Consider the following 19,583-nt stretch of genomic DNA (forward strand, 5'->3'; position numbering starts at 1 on the left):
GACGACTCCAGAGTGAGAAGAGTGAGGGGGGTTGCGTGACATGGGGTTGCCGACGGCTGGCGACGGTCGTGCTCGGTCCTCCCGCTCGGGGAGCCGATGGCAGCACAGCTTCCGCGCCGCTCGCGGCAGCGTCAAGGTGCTAATACGAATTACCTTCTTGACGGCCCTCGGCCGGGAATGCAGCATGGCGGAACGCACCGGCCACTAATACGTATTAGTGATGATGGGCAGGCCGTGTGGATCAACCATGGCGCCATGGATGGCAGTCGAGAGGAGGCGGCCGTGACCGGACCCCGCCGCCGGGTGACCCAGCAGGACATCGCCCGGATCAGCGGCGTCAGTCAGACCACGGTCTCCCTGGTGCTGAACAACCGGCTCGACGCCGGGGTACGGATCGCGCCGGAGACCAGGGAACGGGTGCTGGAGGCGATCGCCGAGACCGGCTACGTGGCCGACCCGGTGGCCCGGCGCATGGTCGCCCGGCGCAACCGGATCATCGGCGTCTTCACCTACGAGGCCGTCTTCCCCAGCGGAACCCGGGACTTCTACCAGCCCTTTCTGGCCGGCATCGAGGAGAGCGCCGAACAACTCGGCTGCGATCTGCTGCTGCTGACCAGCGCCCCGGTGGTGGACGGACGGCGGCGCATCTTCCACGACGGCAACCGCTTCCGGCTCGCCGACGGCTGCATCCTGCTCGGCCGGGAGACCGACTCCGGCGAACTGGCCCGGCTGGTGGCCGAGGACTACCCCTTCGTCTCGGTCGGCCGCCGCGCGGACGCCGGTGGCCCGGTGCCCTACGTCGGCGCCGACTACCCCGGCGCGGTCGCCGCACTCGTGGCCGGGGCGGTGGACCGGGGACACCGGAGGCTGGCCTACCTGGGCAGCGGCAGCCGGGCCGAGTCGCGCGGCGACCGGCGGGACGGCTTCACCGCCGCGCTCACCGCCACCGGCGCCACGGGCACCGTGCTCGCGGGGGAGACCGCCGAGCTGATCGCCCGGCTGCCACAGCTGCTCGCCGACGGCGTGACCGCCCTGTTCGTCGAGGAACCCGCCGACTGCCAGCAACTGGCCGACCGGCTGGGCGAACTCGGGCATCCGGTACCGGCCGGGATCTCCATCGTGGCGCTGGGCGACCCGACCCGGCCGGCCACCGCCGACATCGACTTCACCGGATTCCGCATCCCCCGCCGGGAGATGGGCCGGCAGGCCGTGGAGGTGCTCAGTGCCCTGCTGGAGGAGGAGAGCACCGCGACGCAGCGCCTGCTCGGCTGCGCGAGCCACCGGGGCGCGAGCCTCGCACCGCCGCCCGGATGACCCCGCCGCCGCGCCCGCGCCCGTACCGCGGACCCCGGCTGCACCCGCACACCCGTACCCCCTGATGAGAGGCGAGACATGACCGAACTGGACACCGACCTCGTGGTCGTCGGCGGCGGCCTCGGCGGCGTCGCCGCCGCCCTCGCCGCCCTGCGCGCCGGCCAACGGGTCATCCTGACCGAGGAGTACGACTGGCTCGGCGGCCAGCTGACCAGCCAGGCCGTACCGCCGGACGAGCACTCCTGGGTCGAGCAGTTCGGCGTCACGGCCTCCTACCGGCAGCTGCGGGACGGCATCCGGGCGTACTACCGCCGCAACTACCCGCTGACGCCGCGGGCCAGGGCACGTCGCGACCTGAACCCCGGCGCCGGGCACGTCAGCCGGCTGTGCCACGAGCCGCGCGTGGCCGTCGCCGTCATCGAGGAGATGCTCGCCCCCCACCGCGGCAGCGGGCGGCTGCGGGTGCTCCAGCCCTACCGGCCCGTCGGCGCGGAGACCGAGGGCGACCGGGTGAGCGCCGTCCGGCTCGCCCACCGGGACAGCGGCGAGGAGATCACCGTCACCGGCCGGTACGTCATCGACGCCACCGAGAGCGGCGAACTGCTGCCGCTGACCGGCACCGAGTACGTCACCGGGTTCGAGTCGCGCGAGGTGACCGGCGAACCCAGCGCCCCCGCCGAGGCCCAGCCCATGAACATGCAGGCCGTCTCGGTCTGCTTCGCCGTCGACCACGTGGACGGCGACCACACCATCGACCGGCCCGCCGACTACGGGTTCTGGCGGGAGTTCCGCACCGACTTCTGGGGCGGCAACCTGCTCGGCTGGAACACCCCCAACCCCCGCACCCTGGAAACGGGCACGCGCAGCTTCACCCCCAACCCGGACGACGACCCGGACGCGGTCGTCGCCGACCAGCGGCTGTCCGGCGGCGACGCCAACCTGTGGACGTTCCGCCGCATCGCGGCCCGCCGCAACTTCACCCCCGGCGCCTACGAGAGCGACATCTGCCTGGTCAACTGGCCGATGATCGACTACTTCCTGGCCCCCGTCATCGACGTCCCCGACGCGGCGGCCCGGCTGGCGGCCGCCCGGCAACTGTCGTACAGCGTGCTGTACTGGCTGCAGACCGAGGCACCGCGCCCCGACGGCGGCACCGGCTTCCCCGGGCTGCGGCTGCGCGGCGACATCACCGGTTCGGCGGACGGCCTCGCACAGGCGCCCTACTACCGCGAGTCGCGGCGGATCGCCGCCGAGTACACCGTCGTGGAACAGGACCTGTCCGTGGCGCTGCGCGGCGACAAGGGCGCCGTCCCCTACCACGACACCGTCGGTGTCGGGATGTACCGCATCGACCTGCACCCCTCGACCGGCGGCGACAACTACATCGACGTCGCCGCCAGTCCGTTCCGCATCCCGCTCGGAGCGCTGATCCCGGTCCGCATGGAGAACCTGCTGCCGGCCGGGAAGAACATCGGCACCACCCACATCACCAATGGCTGCTACCGCCTGCACCCGGTCGAATGGAACATCGGTGAGGCCGCCGGAACCCTGGCCGCCCACTGTCTCCAGCAGTCCACCACCCCGCGCGCCGTGCGCAACGACCCGGAGCAGCTGGCGTCCTTCCAGGACCGGCTGACCGCCCAGGGCGTCGAACTGAGCTGGCCCGACATCGCGGGTTACTGACCCGGCGACGCCGCCGACGGGCGACGTCACCGACCTACCGGACATCACGACACCAGGCACGACTCAAGGAGAAGTGCAATGAAGCCTTCCATGAGCAGGCCCATGGCAGCGGCCACGCTGGCCGGCCTGCTGACCCTCACCGCCTGCGGCGGCTCCGGCAGCGGGGGCGACCCCGACGCGCCGGTCTCGCTGCGCGTCGCCGTGTGGACCGCGAACGACGACCACCTGGCGCTGTTCGACGAGATAGCCGACGCCTACATCGCGGAGCACCCCCGGGTCGAGAAGATCACCTTCGACCCGCTGCCCTTCGACGGGTACACCACCGCGCTGACCACCCAGATCGCCGGCGGCAACGCCCCCGATCTGGCCTGGATCTTCGAGAGCTCCGCCCCGGACTTCGTCTCCTCCGGCGCGCTGGTGCCGCTGGACGAGGTGCTGACCGGGACCGAGGGGTACGCGTTCGAGGACCTGCTGCCCGCCACCACCGAACTCTGGCGCGAGGACGACCAGTTGTTCGCCTACCCGTTCTCCACCTCGCCCTTCGCGGTCTTCGCCAACCTCGACCTGCTGGCCGAGGCCGGGGTCCCCGCGCCCGGCGAGATGACCGGGGCGGGGGAGTGGACCTGGGACGAGGTCATCGGCGCCGCGTCCACCGTCGCCGGGCAGACCGGCGCCTCCGGCATGGTGATCCGCGACTTCGACTACACGGGCTGGGACTACCTCGCCACCCTGTGGACCGGCTGGGACGCCCAGGCCTGGGACGAGTCCTCCCAGTGCGGCTTCGACCGGCCGGAGATGGTCGGGGCGATGACCTTCCTGCACGAGGCGGTCTTCGAGCGCGGCGCGATGCCGGGGCCGGGGACCAGCGCGGACTTCTTCGCCGGTGAGGCCGCCTACACCGTCACCCAGATCTCCCGCGCCTCGCTCCTGGAAGAGGCCGGTTTCGCCTGGGACATGGTGCCGCTGCCCGCCGGTCCGGCCGGCGAGTACGCGGTGATCGGGCAGGCCGGGCTCGGCGTGCTGCGGGTCGGCGACCACCCCGAGATCGCCGCCGACTTCCTGGCCCACTTCACCGCACCGGAGAACTCCGCCCGGCTCGCCGAGTACTTCCCGCCGCCCCGCGAGTCCCAGCTGACCGCCGAGACCCTGGCGCAGACCAACCCGCTGCTCAGCGCCGAGCAGTTGCAGGACACCGTGGTGGCCGGCATCGCCGGCGGCGTGGTCAAGCCCAGCCACCTGGGGCAGGAGCAGATCGCGCAGACCGTGCGCGCCCAGCTGGACGCGCTGTGGAAGCCGGGCGCGGACGTACCGGCGGTGCTCGGGGACGTGTGCGCCTCCGTGCAGCCCCTGCTGGACCGGTGAGTTCCCGGATGAGCGGCCCGGCGCCGAAGGAGCGGCGGCGGGCGGACTGCTCCGGACCGCCCGGCCGCCCGTTCTGGACCGGCCGGCGCCGCGAGGCGCTCGCCGGCTACCTCTTCGTCGCCCCGCAGCTGATCGGCAGCGCCGTGTTCGTCCTGCTGCCGCTGATCCTGGTGTTCTGGTACAGCCTGCACGAGTGGAACGTGCTGGCGGGCTCCTTCGAGTTCACCGGCACGGACAACTACGACCAGTTGCTGAACGACCCCTCGCTGCCGGGGGTGCTGACGGCGACCGCCGTGTTCTCCGTCGGCCTCGTGCTGCTCAACCTGAGCCTGGCGCTGTGGCTGGCACTGATGCTGAACCGGCGGCTGGCCGGTACGACGTTCTTCCGCACGGTGTTCTTCTCCCCGGTGGTCGTCTCGCTGGTGGCGTGGACGATCGTGTGGCGCTTCCTGCTCCAGGAGAACGGCGGCGTCAACGGGCTGCTCGACGTGTTCGGCATGACCGGGCCGAACTGGCTGCGCGGTGAGTTCACCGCCATGCTCTCGGTGATCGTGGTGCAGGTCTTCAAGAACGTCGGTCTGAACATGGTGCTCTTCCTCGCCGCGCTGCAGGGCGTGCCCCGGGAGCTGTACGAGGCGGCCACCATGGACGGCGCGGGCCGGTGGACGCGGTTCGTGCGCATCACGGTGCCGATGATCAGCCCGACGATCCTGCTGACCTCCATCATCACGGTCGTCGGCTCTTTGCAGGTGTTCGCCCAGATCGATGTGCTCACCAGCGGCGGACCGGGGACCTCGACCACGGTGCTCGTCTACTACCTGTACCAGCAGGCTTTCCAGTTCCACCACTTCGGATACGGGGCGACGCTGTCGGTGCTGTTGTTCGCGATCGTCTTCGTGCTGACGTTCGTCCAGTGGCAGTTGCGCAAGAAGTGGGTGTTCCATGAGCAGTGAGGTCGCAACCCGCCGCCCCCGTGGCGCCGAGGGCACCAGCCCGGCCCGTGACGAGCCGGCCCGCCGGAAGCCGAAACGCGGCGGATCGTGGCGCGCAGCGCTGATCGTCTACGGGACGCTGGCGCTGCTGTCCGTCCCCTTCCTCTTCCCGACCTGGTGGATGGTGACGGCCTCCCTGAAACCGGCCAACGAGATCTTCGCCTTCCCGCCCTCGCTGCTGCCGGACAGCCCCCGGCTGGACGCCTACCAACGGGTCTTCGAGGTACAGCCGTTCGCCGCGCAGTACCTGAACTCCATGTACATCGCGCTGGTGGTCACCCTCGGGACGCTCGCGGTCTCCTCCCTGGCCGGGTACGCCTTCGCGCGCATCCGCTTCCCCGGCCAGAACGCGCTCTTCCTCGTGGTGCTGATCGGCCTGCTGATCCCCAGCGAGGTGACGATCGTCCCGCTGTTCCAGATGTTCAACGAGTGGGGCATGATCGACACCCACTGGCCGCTGATCCTGGTGCCGATCCTCGGCGCCCCCAGCGTGCTGGCCACCTTGATCATGCGGCAGTTCTTCATCGCCATCCCCAGGGAACTGGAGGAGGCCGCCCGCCTGGACGGGCTCGGCCAGTTCGCCGTCTACCGGCGGATCGCCATGCCGCTGGCCAGGCCGGCGCTCGGCGCGGTGGCCATCTTCACCTTCCTGCACAGCTGGAACCTCTATCTGGAGCCGATCGTGTTCCTGTCGACCCCGGACAAGTTCACGCTGCCGCAGGCGCTCACTCACTTCGTCGACGCCTACGGCGGCCCGATGTGGGACGTGCAACTGGCGGCGGCCTCCATGACGGCGCTGCCGGTGCTGGTGTTCTTCATCGTCATGCAGCGTCAGTTCGTCGAGGGCCTCGCCCACACCGGGCTCAAGGGCTGACCGCACCCGTGCGGAACCGGCCCCGGCGCGGGGGCCGGTTCCGCACGGTCATCCGTCCGCGGGGGAACCGTTCCGCGCGACAGGTCCGTCCAGTGCGCCGGCAAGGCCCAGGGCGAGGAACCCGCGGGCGCGCGGCAGGTCCTTGAGGTCGTCCTGGAGAAGCTCCAGGCAGGGCACGAGGACCCGGACGGGGACGCCGCGGGCCCGCAGCACGTCGCCGGTCCAGTGCAGGAACCCGGTGAACAGGAGCGCGTCATCGGTGTACAGGGCCGTGGCCAGGAAGTCCACGACGTGGAGCACGTCCTCGGCGGTGTGCTCCCGCTGGGCCGCGGTGTACGTGCGCATCGCGGGCACCCGTTCCTCGAGCCCGGCCATGGTGTTCCGCACCAGTTGCCGTCTGCTCCGGGAGACCAGCGTGTACTCCTGGTCGGCGAGGTGCGGCAGATCCTCCACGGTCTGCCGGACGGCACCGGCGTGCGGGCGGGGAAGCCCGCCGTCCAGCACCGCCGTCCAGCACCGCCGTCGCCCCCCGGGCGTCGGGCGCCCAGCCGTCGGCGCCGAGCAGGCGGGCGTAGCGGCCGTCGGCGCCGAAGGCGGCCCCACCGGCCAGCACGGGCACCCCGGCCGCCTGCGCGGCGCTGATGGCCGTGTGCGCGCCCGGCAGATGCGTGGGGAGGGAGGAGGACAGGGCCAGCGCCGCGGGTGCGGTCCGGTGCAGATGGGCGATGAGCCGGGAGGTGGGGACCTGGGCGCCCAGGAAGTCCACCGGGTAGCCGCGGTGGCGCAGCACTTCGGCCAGGATCCGGGTGGGCAGGACGTGCCAGTCGCCGTCCACACAGGCCACGGCCACGGTGCCGCGCCCTCCGCGCGGCCGGGTGACGGGGACCCGGTCGGCCATGGCGGTGATGATCCGGTCCTGGATGGCGGTGGCGGCGTGTTCCTGCGCCACGGTGAGGCGGTCGGCGGCCCATTCGGTGCCGACCTTGTGCTGGACCGGGGCGATGACCTCCAGCAGGACGTCCTCCGCCCCGGCGCCGTCGTCCAGCGCGGCGAAGACGGCCGCCGCCGCCGCGTGCTCGTCCCGGGACCGCACCGCCCGCCACAGGCCCTCGCGGGCCCGCAGCAGGACGGCGTCGCGGCCCCCGGCCGAGGTGGGCGGGTCGATCATGTACGGTCAGCCGCCGCCTGCGGCGACCGGCCGCGCTTCGGCCGGATGGGGAGCCGTGATCGCCATGACCGCTATGTCGTCGTGCCGGTTTCCGTCGATCCACCGCGTCACGAGCATCTGGATCCGCTCCACCACCGCTTCGGCCGGCATGCCGGCGCACTCCTCCAGCGCGGCGAGCAACCGGGTCTCGTCGAACATGACGTCGCCCAGCGGGCCGCCCCGGGCCTCGGTGACGCCGTCGGTGAACAGCAGACAGGTCTCGCCCGGCTCCAGGGTGACCTCGGCCGTTGTGGCCGCGACCTCGGGAAGCGCGCCGATCAGGGTGCCGGCGGTGGCCGCCTCCTCCACCGTGCCGTCCCGGCGGACGATGAGCGGCGCCGGATGGCCGGCGCTGGTCAGCCGCATGTCGACGACGCTGCCACGGCGGCGTACCGAGGCCAGCACCAGCGTCGCGAAACGGGTGTTCCCCTTCGCCAGGATGGCCCCGTTCAGCAGACTCAGCAGATGCTGGTGGTCGTCCGCCAGCGGCAGCAGGGCGTGCAGCGTGTTGCGGATCTTGCCGGTCAGAACCGCCGCCTCCAGGCCCTTGCCGCACACATCCCCCAGCACGGCCAGGGTTTCCCGCTCTCCGCCGGCCCCGGGATGGACGTCGTAGAAGTCTCCGCCCACCTGCTCGGTCTCCCGCGACGCGCGATACCCGCCGGCGAAATCGACGCCGTCCACCCGGTGCAGGACGGGGGGCAGCAGTTCCGCCATGAGGGTCGCCGTGATGCTGTTCTGTTCCTGGTACAGACGGGCGGCGGACAGCGCGGCTCCCGCGCGGGCGGCGAAGACACGGGCGAAGAGTTCCTCGGACGTGTCGAAGGCGGTATGCCGGCTGCGCCGCAGCAGGATGAGCGCCCCGGCGGGGAAGCCGTGCCCGGGCAGGGGGGTGATCACCACCGACCCCACCGGCTCGGTGAGCCCTTCGGGCACCGCCCAGTGCGGCAGCACGGCGGGGTCGATCCAGCGGGAGGGCACGGGAGGGAAGCCCTGAAGGGCCTCCGCGAGCCCGGGGACGACGGACGGGTCGATCCGTTCGGTGCTGCGGACGACCTCATCGCCGATCCCGGTGGCCAGGTGATGACCCCGGCCCGAGGCGGGGGTGATCAGGATCGCGGCGTCGGCGAGGTGCCGGGTGGCCAGCGCCACGGCCTCCTCCACACACCGCTCGGTGTTGAGCGAGGCCAGCAGCCGGGTGGACGCCTCCGCCAGAAAGGCCGTGCGCTCCTGCTCACTGCGCAGCGCCCGTTCGGCGAGCCGCTGTTCGGTGTCGTCGAGGAGCCACCACACCACGTCGCCGCTCGCGCCGGGCGTCGCGTGGGCTTCGAGCGAGCGCTCCCCGTAGGGACCGCGCACCGGTCCCGGCGCGGCCCCGCCGTCCCGGGCCACCTCCTGGTGCGCCCGCGCCAGCCAGCCGGGGACGGCGTCCTCCAGCCGGGCTCCGGGTACCGCGCCCGGAAACAGGTCAGCCGCACGGGCGTTGGCGTCCAGAACGGCGCCCGCCTCGTCGATCACCAGCGCGGGACAGGGCGCGAGCGGCCACGAAGCGCTGACGGACGACAGCGGGTGCCGTGCCGTGCGCGAGGATTCCTCGACACTGGTCATGAACGTCCGGACCCGCGACGGCGAGCACGGTCACCTTTCACAAAAGCCAACAGTTCGATGAAGTTTCCCGTATACGTCCCGGTCCTTCAAGCCGTCTCCGGCCGGGATTCCCGGCGGGGCCGCGGGACGCCGCAGGTGAACGTGCCCGCGCCGCCGCCGGTCTGACGTTCCGTCGGTACCCCGGGGCGGGGGAGTGGCGGAGTCAGCCCAGGTCGTAGACGGTGGTCGGGATCCCGGACCGGCACAGGGTCGCGTCGACGATCGGTCCGATGCGCGCCCACGTCCCGCCGGCCAGGCCGCAGCCGATGCGCGGCATATGCACGGACGCCTTCCGGGCGCGTGCCTCCTCCGCGACCGTCCGCAGGCACTGCTCCACCGCCTCGTAGCGGATGGGCTTGCCCTTGCTCCCGGTCCTCATCCCGTGCTGGCCGATCATGTTCGCCACCGTGATGTCCCGGCGTACCTCCACGAACTGCACCGCCCCCAGCCCGAAATCGTTGTCCGCCCGCTCCCGGTGCCAGCGGCGGTAGGCGCGCTCGGGCTCCGGCCAGCGGCGGGAGACCGCCACGACGAAGCCCTTTCCCCAGCCTCCGAGGTCGTTGCAGACATGGGCGACGATTTTCGGCCCCGCCGCCTGCGGATCCGTCGCATCCCCCTGGATGACGCACAGCGATGTCATCCGCCCATCCTGCCAGCGACGGCCACGCCGCGCGGCCCGGTTGTTTCCCCGGCGCCGCTGAGCGCGGCCGTGTAGGCTTGGTCAGGTCGAGAACCGCTCCAGAGGAGACACAGACGTGGTGGGTGAAGACGACATCTCGGGGTGATACCCGGATGGGCAGGCCGCCGGCCGATGCGTATGCGCATCGGGGTGGCCTCGTTGTCGTTCCCTGACACCCGTCTGCCGGGCCGCGCCGAGACGCGCCCTCTCCTTCACCGAGGTTCTTCATGTCCGACACCTTCATCACGTGCACCGGTATGTCCTTTTCCTGGCCCGATGACACCCCTGTCTTCGACGGCCTCACCTTCACCCTCGGCGCCGGCCGCACCGGTCTGGTCGCGCCCAACGGCTCCGGCAAGAGCACCCTGCTGAAGCTCATCGCGGGCGAGCTGCGCCCGAGTGCCGGAACCGTGTCCGTCTCCGGACCCCTCGGGTACCTCCCGCAGAGCCTGCCGCTGGCGGCGGACCTCACCGTCGCCCAGGTGCTCGGCGTCGCCGGGGTGATCCGCGCGCTGGACGCCGTCGAATCGGGCGACGTGGCCGAGGAGCACTTCGCGACGATCGGCGACGACTGGGACATCGAGGAACGCACCCGGGCCCAGCTCGACCGGCTGGGGCTCGCTGAACTTACCCTCGACCGGGACCTGGGGACCCTCAGCGGTGGGCAGATCGTCTCCCTCGGACTGGCGGCCCAGCTCCTGAAGCGGCCCGATGTCCTGCTGCTCGACGAGCCCACCAACAACCTCGACCTGGAGGCCCGGCGCACGTTGTACGACGTGCTGGAGGACTGGTCCGGCTGTCTGCTGCTGGTCAGTCACGACCGCGCGCTGCTGGACCGCATGGAGCGCATCGCCGAACTCGACCGCGGCGCGCTCCGCTTCCACGGCGGCAACTTCACCGCCTACGAGCAGGCGGTCAGCGCCGAACAGGAGAACGCCGAGAAGAACCTCCGCAACGCCGAGAAGGAACTCAAGCGCGAGAAGCGGGAGCTGCAGCAGGCCAGGGAACGCGCCGAGCGCCGGGCGAGCAACGCCTCCCGCAACCTGAAGAACGCGGGCCTGCCCCGGATCTTCGCGGGGAACATGGCGCGCGGGGCCCAGGAGTCGGCCGGGCGCGCCGGTCAGATGCATGCCTCCCGGGTCAGCGACGCGCAGGCCCGGCTGGACGAGGCCGGCCGCGCCGTACGGGACGAGCAGCGGCTCACCCTGGACCTGCCCGACACCGGCGTCCCGGCCGGCCGCAACCTCTTCCTCGGCCACGGCCTGCGGGTACGCCACGGCGAACGGCAGCTCTTCGGCGCCGAAGGCGTCGACCTGTCCATCCGCGGCCCCGAGCGCATCGCGCTGACCGGCCCCAACGGCGCCGGCAAGACCACGCTGCTGCGGCTGCTGGAGGGCGGCCTGGAACCGGACGCCGGCGAGATGACCCGGGCCGACGGCCGGGTGGCCTACCTGTCGCAGCGGCTGGACCTGCTGGACGTTGGGCGCACCGTCGCCGAGAACTTCACCGCGTTCGCCCCGCACCGCACCGAGGCGGAGCGGATGAACCTCCTCGCCCGTTTTCTGTTCCGGGGCGCCAGGGCCCACCTCCCGGTTGGGGTGCTCTCCGGCGGTGAACTGCTGCGCGCCACCCTGGCCTGCGTGCTGTGCGCCGAGCCGGCTCCGCACCTGCTGCTGCTCGACGAGCCCACCAACAACCTCGACCTGCTCAGCGCCGGCCAGCTGGAGAGCGCCCTGTCCGCGTACCGGGGGGCGTTCGTGGTGGTCAGCCACGACGAGCCGTTCCTGGCCCGGATCGGGGTCGGCCGGCGGCTGCTGCTGGCCGACGGCACCCTGACGGAGACGGGGGCTCCCCAAGGGTGACCCGGCGTACGTTCCGGCCCGCGCCCGAGGCGGCACGCCCGGCGGGCCCCGTCCGTCCCTCACACCAGGTGGATCGTCATGTCCCGACCCGCGCTGCTCGCGCACGACCTCGTCCGGATCCGGGGCGGCCGCCGGATTCTTGACGGCTTCTCCCTCACCGCCGCTCCCGGCCGCCGTATCGGTCTGATCGGCGAGAACGGCGTGGGCAAGACCACGCTGCTGCGGCTGCTCGCGGGGGTGGACCAGCCGGACGCCGGTCGGGTCACTCGCCCGGACGACCTGGGCTTCCTGCACCAGGAGATGCCCTTCGACGCCCGGGCGACCCTCGCGCACGTCCTGGACGACGCGCTGCGGGAGCCCCGCGCCGCGCTGGCCGAACTCGACCGGCTCACCGCACTGCTGGGCCGGACGCCGGACGGCTCGCCGGACCACGCCGCCCTGCTGGAGACCTACGCCCGGGCGCTCGAACACGCCCAGGAGATGCAGGCGTGGGACGCCGACCGGAGCGCGGCGATCACCCTGGGCGGACTCGGCCTGGACCGCGTCCCGCGCGACCGTACGCTCGGTTCGCTCTCCGGCGGACAGCGCGGCCGGCTGGCCCTGGCCGCGCTGCTCGTCCGGCGCCCCGGCGCGCTGCTGCTGGACGAGCCGACCAACCACCTCGACGACGACGCGGCCGACTTCGTCGCACGGCGGGTGCGCGACCTGCCCGGCGCCGTCGTGCTGGCCAGCCACGACCGCGCGTTCCTGGACGCGGTGTGCACCGAGGTGATCGACCTCGATCCGGCGCCCGGCGGCGGCCCCGTGCGGTACGGCGGGAACTACACCGACTACCGGGCGGCCCAGCGGGCCGAGTACCGGCGCTGGGAACGGCGGTACGCCGAGGAACAGGAGGAACTGGAGGGCCTGCGCCGTGCGGCGGGGGTGACCGCGCACCGCCTGGCGCCGGACCGGGGCCGGACGGATCACGAGAAGATGGGCTACGGGCACCGCGGCGGCCGGGTGCAGCGGCAGATCTCCCGCCGGGTGCGGGACGCCGACCGGCGGCTGGCCGAGCTGGAACGCGACGCGATCGCCGCCCCGCCGCGCCCGCTCTCCTTCCGGCCGGGGCCGGTGACCGCCGGGACGGAGGCAGCCGGGGGTCACGGCGCGGACCCCGGGGAGGGCACGGCCCACCTGGTCTCGCTGCACGACGTCCACGTACCCGGCCGCCTGGCCCGCCTGCGGCTGGACATCGATCCCGGCGAGCGGCTCCTGGTCACCGGTGGCAACGGCGCGGGCAAGTCCACCCTGCTGTGGGTCCTGGCGGGCCGGCTCCCGGCGCGGGGCGAGACGTACCGCAGACCGGGGCTGACCACCGGACTGCTCCCGCAGGACACCGGGTTCGCCCATCCGGAGCGCACCGCGCGCGAGATCTACGCCCGCGTGCTGGGGGCGCGGCGCGCGGAGGAGGTTCCGCTGCTCTCGCTGGGGCTGCTGAGTGAGGCCGACGTGGGGCTGCCGGTCCACCGGCTGTCGGCCGGCCAGCGGCGCAGGCTGGCCCTGGCCCTCCTGGTGGCGCGGTCACCGCAGCTGCTGCTGCTCGACGAACCCACCAACCATCTGTCGCCCCGGCTGTGCGACGAGCTGGAGGAGGCGCTGGGCGGCGGACCCGGCGCGGTCGTGGTGGCCAGCCACGACCGCTGGCTGCGCGGGCGCTGGCGGGGACGGGAGGTGCGGCTGAGCCCGGCGGGGGAGTGAACGGGCGGGGCGCGCCGTACGGTCCGGGGACGCGGCCCCCTGTGCGGCCTGACGAAGCCATGACAATCTGAGGGGCGGCGTGGTTCCCCGCGGCGTCCCCCGCCCTCCCCGCGCCCCCGACCCCGCCCAGCCGGGCCCGCGTGGCCCGCCGAGGAGGAGCCAGCGCCGTGGACCCAGGGAAGCCCGCCTTACACCGATCGCTGTGGGTGCGTTCCGGCGTGGCCGGCATGGCCTCCTACCTCGACGCCGCGGCGATCGTCTCGACCGGGTCCGCGCTCGTCCTGTACAAGGAGCCGCTGTCCCTGACCGCGGGCACGATCGGGGCGCTGTCCTCGGCGCTCACCCTGTCCATCGCCGTCGGCTCATTGCTCGGCGGCCGGCTGGGGGACCGCTTCGGACGCCGCCGGGTGTTCGTCGTCACGGTGACGATGCTGGCCTTGGGCGCCGCCGTGCTGGCGGCGGCGCCGGGCAGCGGCTGGCTGTACCCGGGCGTGATCCTGATGGGCTTCGCGGCGGGCGCGGACCTGCCGGTCTCCATCGCGCTCATCGCGGAGGAGGCGCCCGAGGGGGCCCGGGGCCGGCTCGTCGCCCTCACCCAGGTGCTCTGGTACGCGGGGATGTGCGCCACCCAGCTGATCGGGCTGCTGGCCGGCGGCATGGGGGCGACGGGGGCCCGCGTCCTGTACGCCCATGTCGCCGTGGTGGCCCTCGCGGTCCTGACGTTCCGGCTGCGGATGCCGGAGTCCCGGCAGTGGTCGGCGCAGCGGCGGCTGGCCCGGGAGCTGCGGGCGGGCGAGGCCCGGCGCCTCACCGCGGGGCGGCAACTGCTGCGTCCGCCGCACCTGGCGGCCGTGGGGTCGCTGGCCGCCTTCTACGTACTGACGCTGATCGCGGCCAACACCATGGGACAGTTCACCACGTATCTGTACGTCGAGGTCGCCGGCAGCACCGTGCGGGTCGCCTCCGCCGTCAACCTCGCGATCCTCTTCTTCAGCATCGGCATGGCGGTGCTGTTCATGCGGGTCGTGGACGGCCGGTACCGGATGCGCTGGTACGCGATCGGCGCCGTGGGCTTCGTGCTGTACTTCGCGCTGCCCGCCGTGTTCGGCGTCCATGTGTGGAGTCTGGCCCTGGCCAAAATCATCGGCACCTTCGGCACCGCCCTCGCCTTCGAGGCGATCTTCAAGGTCTGGTCGCAGGAGGCGTTCCCGACGCTGCTGCGAGCCACGGCGCAGGGCTCGATCATGGCCCTCGCCCGGGGTGCCGCCGCCGCTGCCGCCCTGTGGACGCCGAGGCTGCTGGACACCACCCCGCGCACGGTGTTCATCGTCCTGGCCACCCTGGTCGCCGCCGCGATGCTGGTGGGCCCGGTGATCGAACGGCTGCCCAAACGGACGCTCAGCGTCGGCGGGCCGGGGGGTGTGCCGCCCCGCGGGGGCGCTGCGTAGGCTGGGGCGTCGTCGTCCCGCGGCGGTGCTGCCCGGAGGGTGACGCGTCGTAGAGTGGCACGAGAGCCCTTGACCCGCATCAGCGCAGGCAGGGAGCCGAGCTCCAGGAGTTCCTTCATGTTGCGAACCATGTTCAAGTCCAAGATCCACCGGGCCACGGTGACCCAGGCCGACCTGCACTACGTGGGGTCGGTAACCGTGGACGCGGAGCTGATGGAGGCCGCCGATCTGCTGGCCGGTGAGCTGGTGCACATCGTCGACATCACCAACGGCAGCCGGCTGGAGACCTATGTGATCGAGGGCGAGCGCGGCTCGGGCGTCATCGGGATCAACGGGGCGGCGGCGCATCTGGTGCAGCCGGGCGATCTGGTGATCCTCATCTCGTACGCGCAGGTGGACGACGCCGAGGCGCGGTCGCTGCGGCCCCGCGTGGTGCACGTCGACGCGGACAACCGGGTGGTGTCCCTGGGCGCCGACCCCTCGGAGCCGGTGCCGGGCGGGGACGCCGTACGCGGCCCGCTGGCCGTGCCGCGCGCCTGACCCATCTCCGGACACGAACGGGCCCCGTGCCCTCCGCCGCGGCGGAGGGCACGGGGCCCGTTCGATGTGCCGGGGTCAGCGGCCGGCGCCGCTGCTCACGTGGTCCAGCACCGCCTGGGCCTCGCTCTCCAGGCGCGGGCCCGCCAGCCAGGTGCTCTCCATCGGGCCGATGGAGTTGACCGAGATCAGCTTGGGGTCGTTGCTCGCGTCCCAGCGGATCCAGGGGCCGCCGGAGGAACCGCCGGTCATGGTGCAGCCGGCCCAGTACATCCCGGGCATGGTGTCGTCCAGGGACAGCCGGGAGGGGTTGTCCGTGCAGTTGTACATGAGGTTGCCGTCGTAGGGGTCGGCGGCGGGGAAGCCGTAGAGGGTGACATCGCCCAGGCCGGAGACGGCGGGGGCGCCGAAGTCGATCTCGATGGCGTTGCCGACGGTCTCCTCGAGGGACTGCTCGGAGCCGTTCTCGTTGCTCACCTCGAGGATGGCGAAGTCACCGGGCGCGCCGCCGCCGCCCATCGCGGTGCCGTTGTCGATCCAGTACTGGGTGGTCGAGACGTAGTCGGCCCAGTAGACGCCGTAGGGAGCCATCTCCTCGTACGCGGCGCTGTACGGGTCGGGGGAGCCGTTGTTGTTGAAGGCCGGGACGAAGGCGATGTTGCGGAACCAGCCGCCCTCGGTGCCGGCGTGCACACAGTGCCCGGCGGTGGCCACCAGGTTGGACTGACCGGGCCGGTTGGGGTCCTTCACCACGGTGCCTGAGCAGACCATGGATCCCTCGGGGGCGTCGAAGAACACCTTGCCGATCGGCGCCGCGTTGTCCGTGTAGGGGAAGGCGACCTGCTCGGCCTCCACCGGGAACGGCTCGGAGTCGGTGATCCCGCGGTCGGACTCGGGGTCGTCGTTCTGCGGCGGGTTGACGTCTTCCTGGATCTCGTCGTCGTCGATCGCCTGGTCGGGGTCCTGGGCCTCCTCCATGCGGTCGGAGTCCCACAGGCCCTCGATGATCGGGTTGAAGAACTCACCGATGTCACGCACCCACGTGTCGGTGTCCCAGTCCTCCCAGCCACCGTTGATCCAGGCTTCGAGGTCGACGTCGAAGGGCAGGTTGTCCAGCAGGTCCTGGACCTCGGTGCCGTCGCTGGGCTTGGCGTCGTTGCTTGCGTCGTCATCGCCGTTGCAGGCGGTGGCGGTGAGCGCGAGTGCGGCCGCCATGGCCGTGGCGGCCAGGGTGGTGCGGCGGCGTCCGAACCGCCCGCGTATCGATGACATGCGTGAACTCCCCCGGAGTCATGTGGCTTGGTGCGTTTTGTCATGTGCCCCGCGACAGCGCGGGAGCACCCCCACTATGCAGGTGCTCCCGTAGACGGTGGTCACGGGGTCCCCGGTTCCGGCCACATGTGCGGGCGGGCACGGGCGGTTCTGCCGGTTCCGCGTAAATGATCTTGTCGCAGGCCGTGTTCCGGCCGCCGTCGCGTCGTTACTCCCTATGCGGCTGGATGCCGCAGACATGACAGACACCAATGGCCGAAGGAGGGAGGCGCGGCGGCTCATCCCCGGCTCGCGCGCGCCGAACACCGATGAACGCACGCCCCCGCCCGGAGCGCAGCCCGGACCGCGAGCGTGAGCCGGTGCGCCAACGGCTGGCCCGGCTGATGGAGCCGGCGATCCCGGGACACCGCCGCCCCCTGGACTCCGAGACCGGGCCGGGCGCCGCCGTACCCCCCTCGCTCACCGCCGACCCGCTGGAGCAGCCGGACCCCGAGCTGGCCGCCGACGCCGCCGGTACCGAGAACCTGCTGCGCTGCTGGGTACGGGAGACCGGCGTGGAGCGTCCGGCCGACGGCGAACTGCGGCTGCCGCTCACCGCCTCCGGCAGCACCCTGCGCGTGCCCGTGCGCTACTGGTCGCCCACCGGCTGGCACCGCTTCGGCCCCGCGGCGCTGGACCCCGCCCCGGCCGGCGCCGCCCCGGTGGACTCCGCCACCCTCGCCGCGCTGCTCGCCCGGGAGGGGGTGGCCGGCGCGCACGGCGCGCGAGGCGTACGCGAGTCGATCGCGCTGGTCGGCCGGGTCGCCGACTCCGTACAGCGCACCGCCGTCTTCCTCACCGAGCGCCGCGCGGAACCCGGCTCCGCCGCCCACGCGGACGCCTTCCTGGAGGGCGAACAGGCCCTGCTGCTCGGCCATCCGCTGCATCCCACCCCCAAGAGCCGCGAGGGGCTCGCCGGTGCCGAGGCCCGCCGGTACTCCCCGGAGCTGCGCGGCTCCTTCGCGCTGCACTGGCTCGCCGTCGACCGGGAGCTGCTGGCCACCGACTCCGCCTGGCACGCGGGCGACGGCACCATCACCGCGGCGCCCGAACTCGCCGCCCGGCTCGCCGGTTCCGCACTGCCGCTGCCCAAGGGCACCGCACCCCTGCCACTGCACCCCTGGCAGGCCCGCGACGTGCTGCACCGCCCGGCCGTCGCCGCGCTGGTCGCCGCCGGCGCGCTGCACGACCTGGGCGAACACGGCGCTCCGTGGCACCCGACCTCCTCGGTGCGTACGGTGCACCGCCCCGGCACGCCGTTCATGCTCAAGCTCTCGCTCGGGCTGAGCATCACCAACTCCCGGCGGGAGAACCTCCGCAAGGAACTGCACCGGGGCGTGGAAGTGCACCGGCTGCTCGGCAGCGGCCTGGGTGATCAGTGGCGTGCGGCCTTCCCCGAAGGTCCCGGCTTCGACATCGTGCGCGACCCCGCCTACCTCGCGGTGGACGACGAGAGCGGCGCCCCGGTACCGGGCCTGGACACCCTGCTGCGGCACAACCCCTTCACGCCCGCGGACGACCCGGTGTGTCTGGCCGGGCTGACCGCGCCGCGTCCCTGGCCGGGCGCCGGACCGTACCGGCTGCGTTCCCGGCTCGCCGATGTCGTGGGCACCCTGGCCGAACGCGGCGGCCGCGGGGTCGCCTCGGTCTCCGCCGAGTGGTTCCTGCGCTATCTGCAGACGGTGGTCCGGCCCATCCTGTGGCTGGACGCGCAGGCCGGCGTCGCCCTGGAGGCCCACCAGCAGAACACCCTGGTGCTGCTGGACGCCGAGGGCTGGCCGGTGGGCGGCCGCTACCGCGACAATCAGGGCTACTACTTCCGCGAGTCGGCCCGGGAGGCACTCCAGCGCCGACTCCCCGGCATCGGTGAGCGGTCCGACACCTTCGTCAGCGACCAGGTCACCGATGAGCGCTTCGCCTACTACCTCGGTATCAACAATGTGCTCGGCCTGATCGGTGCCTTCGGCTCACAGCGCCTTGCGGACGAGGCGCTGCTGCTCGCCGCGTTCCGCCGTTTCCTCGGCGGCCTGGCCACCGGCCGGGGCGAGCCGGTCTCCCCGCTCGCCGGCCACCTCCTGGACAGCGCCACCCTGCGCTGCAAGGGCAATCTGCTCACCCGGCTGCGCGGCCTGGACGAACTCGTGGGCCCGGTCGACGGCCAGTCCGTGTACGTCACGCTCCCCAACCCCCTCACCACCTGCTAGGAGGCGCCCGTGTCCATCCGCGAACCGGGCTGCGAGGACACCCTGGAACTGGAGCTGCCGCGCCCCGCCGCGCCCGCCCCACCGGTCGGTGCCATCGGTGACTGGGGCCCGGCCGGCACCGCGGGCGGGGAGTTCCGGCTGCTGCCGGTGGACCCGGAGCGCGACCTGGATCTCATCACCGGGTGGATGAACGACCCGGCGGTGGACCGCTACTGGGCGCTGGCGGGCCCGCGCGAGCGCACCGCCGCGCACGTCGGAGCCCAGCTGGCGGGCGACGGCCGCAGCGTGCCGTGCCTGGGTCTGCTGGACGGGCGGCCGATGAGCTACTGGGAGATCTACCGGGCCGATCTCGATCCGCTCGCCCACCACTACCCGGCGCTGCCCGAGGACACCGGGCTGCACCTGCTGATCGGCGCGGGCCGGGACCGCGGCCGCGGACTCGGCGCCGAACTGCTGCGCGCGGTGTGCGAGCTGGTGCTGCGGAACCGGCCGCGGAGCGGGCGGATCGTCGCCGAGCCCGATGTCCGCAACGCCGCCTCCATCGCGGCCTTCCGCGGCGCCGGTTTCCGCAAGACGGCCGAGGCCGACCTGCCGGACAAGCGCGCCGTGATCATGCTCCGGGACCGCTGAGCGCGGATCCCGGCCGTCCATGTCCCCGACCGAGGAGTTCCGTTGCCCATATCCCCCGCGGCCTGGAACGACGCCGCGCGACAGTTGCTCGCC

General features: G+C 72.7%; 14 protein-coding genes and 1 pseudogene. 11 read left to right on the top strand and 4 right to left on the bottom strand.

The window, feature by feature from the left end; genetic code table 11:
- The first annotated feature begins 282 nt into the window (after window positions 1-282).
- The 5 genes from SXIM_RS22465 (at window position 283) to SXIM_RS22485 (ending at window position 6,225) form a co-directional block, all read left to right on the top strand.
- The gene (locus SXIM_RS22465; RefSeq protein WP_078847005.1) at window positions 283-1,314 is read left to right on the top strand and encodes a LacI family DNA-binding transcriptional regulator; all 1,032 of its coding nucleotides are present in this window, start codon (window positions 283-285) and stop codon (window positions 1,312-1,314) included.
- 78 nt (window positions 1,315-1,392) lie between these two features.
- Complete coding sequence (locus tag SXIM_RS22470; protein WP_030730155.1) at window positions 1,393-2,997, top strand: FAD-dependent oxidoreductase; 1,605 nt, start codon at window positions 1,393-1,395, stop codon at window positions 2,995-2,997.
- A gap of 102 nt (window positions 2,998-3,099) precedes the next feature.
- Window positions 3,100-4,359, top strand: coding sequence for an ABC transporter substrate-binding protein (locus SXIM_RS22475; RefSeq protein ID WP_234306820.1), 1,260 nt, complete (start codon window positions 3,100-3,102; stop codon window positions 4,357-4,359).
- An 8-nt stretch (window positions 4,360-4,367) separates the two neighbouring features.
- The gene (locus SXIM_RS22480; protein WP_046724987.1) at window positions 4,368-5,312 is read left to right on the top strand and encodes a carbohydrate ABC transporter permease; all 945 of its coding nucleotides are present in this window, start codon (window positions 4,368-4,370) and stop codon (window positions 5,310-5,312) included.
- Between the two features lie 103 nt (window positions 5,313-5,415).
- Window positions 5,416-6,225 (top strand): carbohydrate ABC transporter permease, encoded by an 810-nt coding sequence (locus SXIM_RS22485; RefSeq protein ID WP_046725849.1) that lies wholly within the window; start codon window positions 5,416-5,418, stop codon window positions 6,223-6,225.
- 48 nt (window positions 6,226-6,273) lie between these two features.
- Here SXIM_RS22485 and SXIM_RS22490 read toward each other — a convergent pair.
- The 3 genes and pseudogenes from SXIM_RS22490 to SXIM_RS22500 all read right to left on the bottom strand — a co-directional run bounded on the left by SXIM_RS22490 (window position 6,274) and on the right by SXIM_RS22500 (window position 9,719).
- A pseudogene (locus SXIM_RS22490) lies at window positions 6,274-7,393 on the bottom strand (cobalamin B12-binding domain-containing protein).
- Between the two features lie 6 nt (window positions 7,394-7,399).
- A complete protein-coding gene (locus SXIM_RS22495) occupies window positions 7,400-9,040 on the bottom strand; it encodes a PP2C family protein-serine/threonine phosphatase (protein ID WP_030730169.1) in 1,641 nt (546 codons plus the stop codon).
- Between the two features lie 202 nt (window positions 9,041-9,242).
- Window positions 9,243-9,719, bottom strand: coding sequence for a macro domain-containing protein (locus tag SXIM_RS22500; protein ID WP_030730173.1), 477 nt, complete (start codon window positions 9,717-9,719; stop codon window positions 9,243-9,245).
- A 266-nt stretch (window positions 9,720-9,985) separates the two neighbouring features.
- Between SXIM_RS22500 and SXIM_RS22505 the strand changes: the two genes are divergently transcribed.
- From SXIM_RS22505 to panD, 4 genes are all read left to right on the top strand, one after another.
- The gene (locus tag SXIM_RS22505; protein ID WP_030730177.1) at window positions 9,986-11,620 is read left to right on the top strand and encodes an ABC-F family ATP-binding cassette domain-containing protein; all 1,635 of its coding nucleotides are present in this window, start codon (window positions 9,986-9,988) and stop codon (window positions 11,618-11,620) included.
- Between the two features lie 78 nt (window positions 11,621-11,698).
- Window positions 11,699-13,360 (top strand): ABC-F family ATP-binding cassette domain-containing protein, encoded by a 1,662-nt coding sequence (locus SXIM_RS22510; RefSeq protein WP_046724988.1) that lies wholly within the window; start codon window positions 11,699-11,701, stop codon window positions 13,358-13,360.
- 167 nt (window positions 13,361-13,527) lie between these two features.
- Complete coding sequence (locus tag SXIM_RS22515; protein WP_148236153.1) at window positions 13,528-14,808, top strand: MFS transporter; 1,281 nt, start codon at window positions 13,528-13,530, stop codon at window positions 14,806-14,808.
- A 117-nt stretch (window positions 14,809-14,925) separates the two neighbouring features.
- Window positions 14,926-15,348 (top strand): aspartate 1-decarboxylase, encoded by a 423-nt coding sequence (gene panD, locus SXIM_RS22520; RefSeq protein WP_046724989.1) that lies wholly within the window; start codon window positions 14,926-14,928, stop codon window positions 15,346-15,348.
- A 75-nt stretch (window positions 15,349-15,423) separates the two neighbouring features.
- Here panD and SXIM_RS22525 read toward each other — a convergent pair whose 3' ends face one another.
- Window positions 15,424-16,617 carry a trypsin-like serine peptidase gene (locus SXIM_RS22525; RefSeq protein ID WP_030730208.1) on the bottom strand — a complete coding sequence of 398 codons (1,194 nt, stop codon included), beginning with the start codon at window positions 16,615-16,617 and terminating at the stop codon, window positions 15,424-15,426.
- Between the two features lie 308 nt (window positions 16,618-16,925).
- Between SXIM_RS22525 and SXIM_RS22530 the strand changes: the two genes are divergently transcribed.
- Complete coding sequence (locus SXIM_RS22530) at window positions 16,926-18,860, top strand: IucA/IucC family protein (RefSeq protein WP_168222787.1); 1,935 nt, start codon at window positions 16,926-16,928, stop codon at window positions 18,858-18,860.
- Window positions 18,861-18,869: 9 nt separating this feature from the next.
- The gene (locus SXIM_RS22535; protein ID WP_046724990.1) at window positions 18,870-19,490 is read left to right on the top strand and encodes a GNAT family N-acetyltransferase; all 621 of its coding nucleotides are present in this window, start codon (window positions 18,870-18,872) and stop codon (window positions 19,488-19,490) included.
- The last annotated feature ends 93 nt before the right edge of the window (window positions 19,491-19,583 follow it).

The sequence above is a fragment of the Streptomyces xiamenensis genome, assembly GCF_000993785.3.
Classification (GTDB): domain Bacteria; phylum Actinomycetota; class Actinomycetes; order Streptomycetales; family Streptomycetaceae; genus Streptomyces; species Streptomyces xiamenensis.

What these genes read in the sequence shown, in the direction of transcription:
- SXIM_RS22470 (WP_030730155.1), top strand. Translation starts at nt 1,393, where the DNA reads ATGACCGAACTGGACACCGACCTCGTGGTCGTCGGCGGCGGCCTCGGC.
- SXIM_RS22475 (WP_234306820.1), top strand. Translation starts at nt 3,100, where the DNA reads ATGGCAGCGGCCACGCTGGCCGGCCTGCTGACCCTCACCGCCTGCGGC.
- SXIM_RS22480 (WP_046724987.1), top strand. Translation starts at nt 4,368, where the DNA reads ATGAGCGGCCCGGCGCCGAAGGAGCGGCGGCGGGCGGACTGCTCCGGA.
- SXIM_RS22495 (WP_030730169.1), bottom strand. Translation starts at nt 9,040, where the DNA reads ATGACCAGTGTCGAGGAATCCTCGCGCACGGCACGGCACCCGCTGTCG.
- SXIM_RS22500 (WP_030730173.1), bottom strand. Translation starts at nt 9,719, where the DNA reads ATGACATCGCTGTGCGTCATCCAGGGGGATGCGACGGATCCGCAGGCG.
- SXIM_RS22505 (WP_030730177.1), top strand. Translation starts at nt 9,986, where the DNA reads ATGTCCGACACCTTCATCACGTGCACCGGTATGTCCTTTTCCTGGCCC.
- SXIM_RS22510 (WP_046724988.1), top strand. Translation starts at nt 11,699, where the DNA reads ATGTCCCGACCCGCGCTGCTCGCGCACGACCTCGTCCGGATCCGGGGC.
- panD (WP_046724989.1), top strand. Translation starts at nt 14,926, where the DNA reads ATGTTGCGAACCATGTTCAAGTCCAAGATCCACCGGGCCACGGTGACC.
- SXIM_RS22525 (WP_030730208.1), bottom strand. Translation starts at nt 16,617, where the DNA reads ATGTCATCGATACGCGGGCGGTTCGGACGCCGCCGCACCACCCTGGCC.
- SXIM_RS22530 (WP_168222787.1), top strand. Translation starts at nt 16,926, where the DNA reads ATGAACGCACGCCCCCGCCCGGAGCGCAGCCCGGACCGCGAGCGTGAG.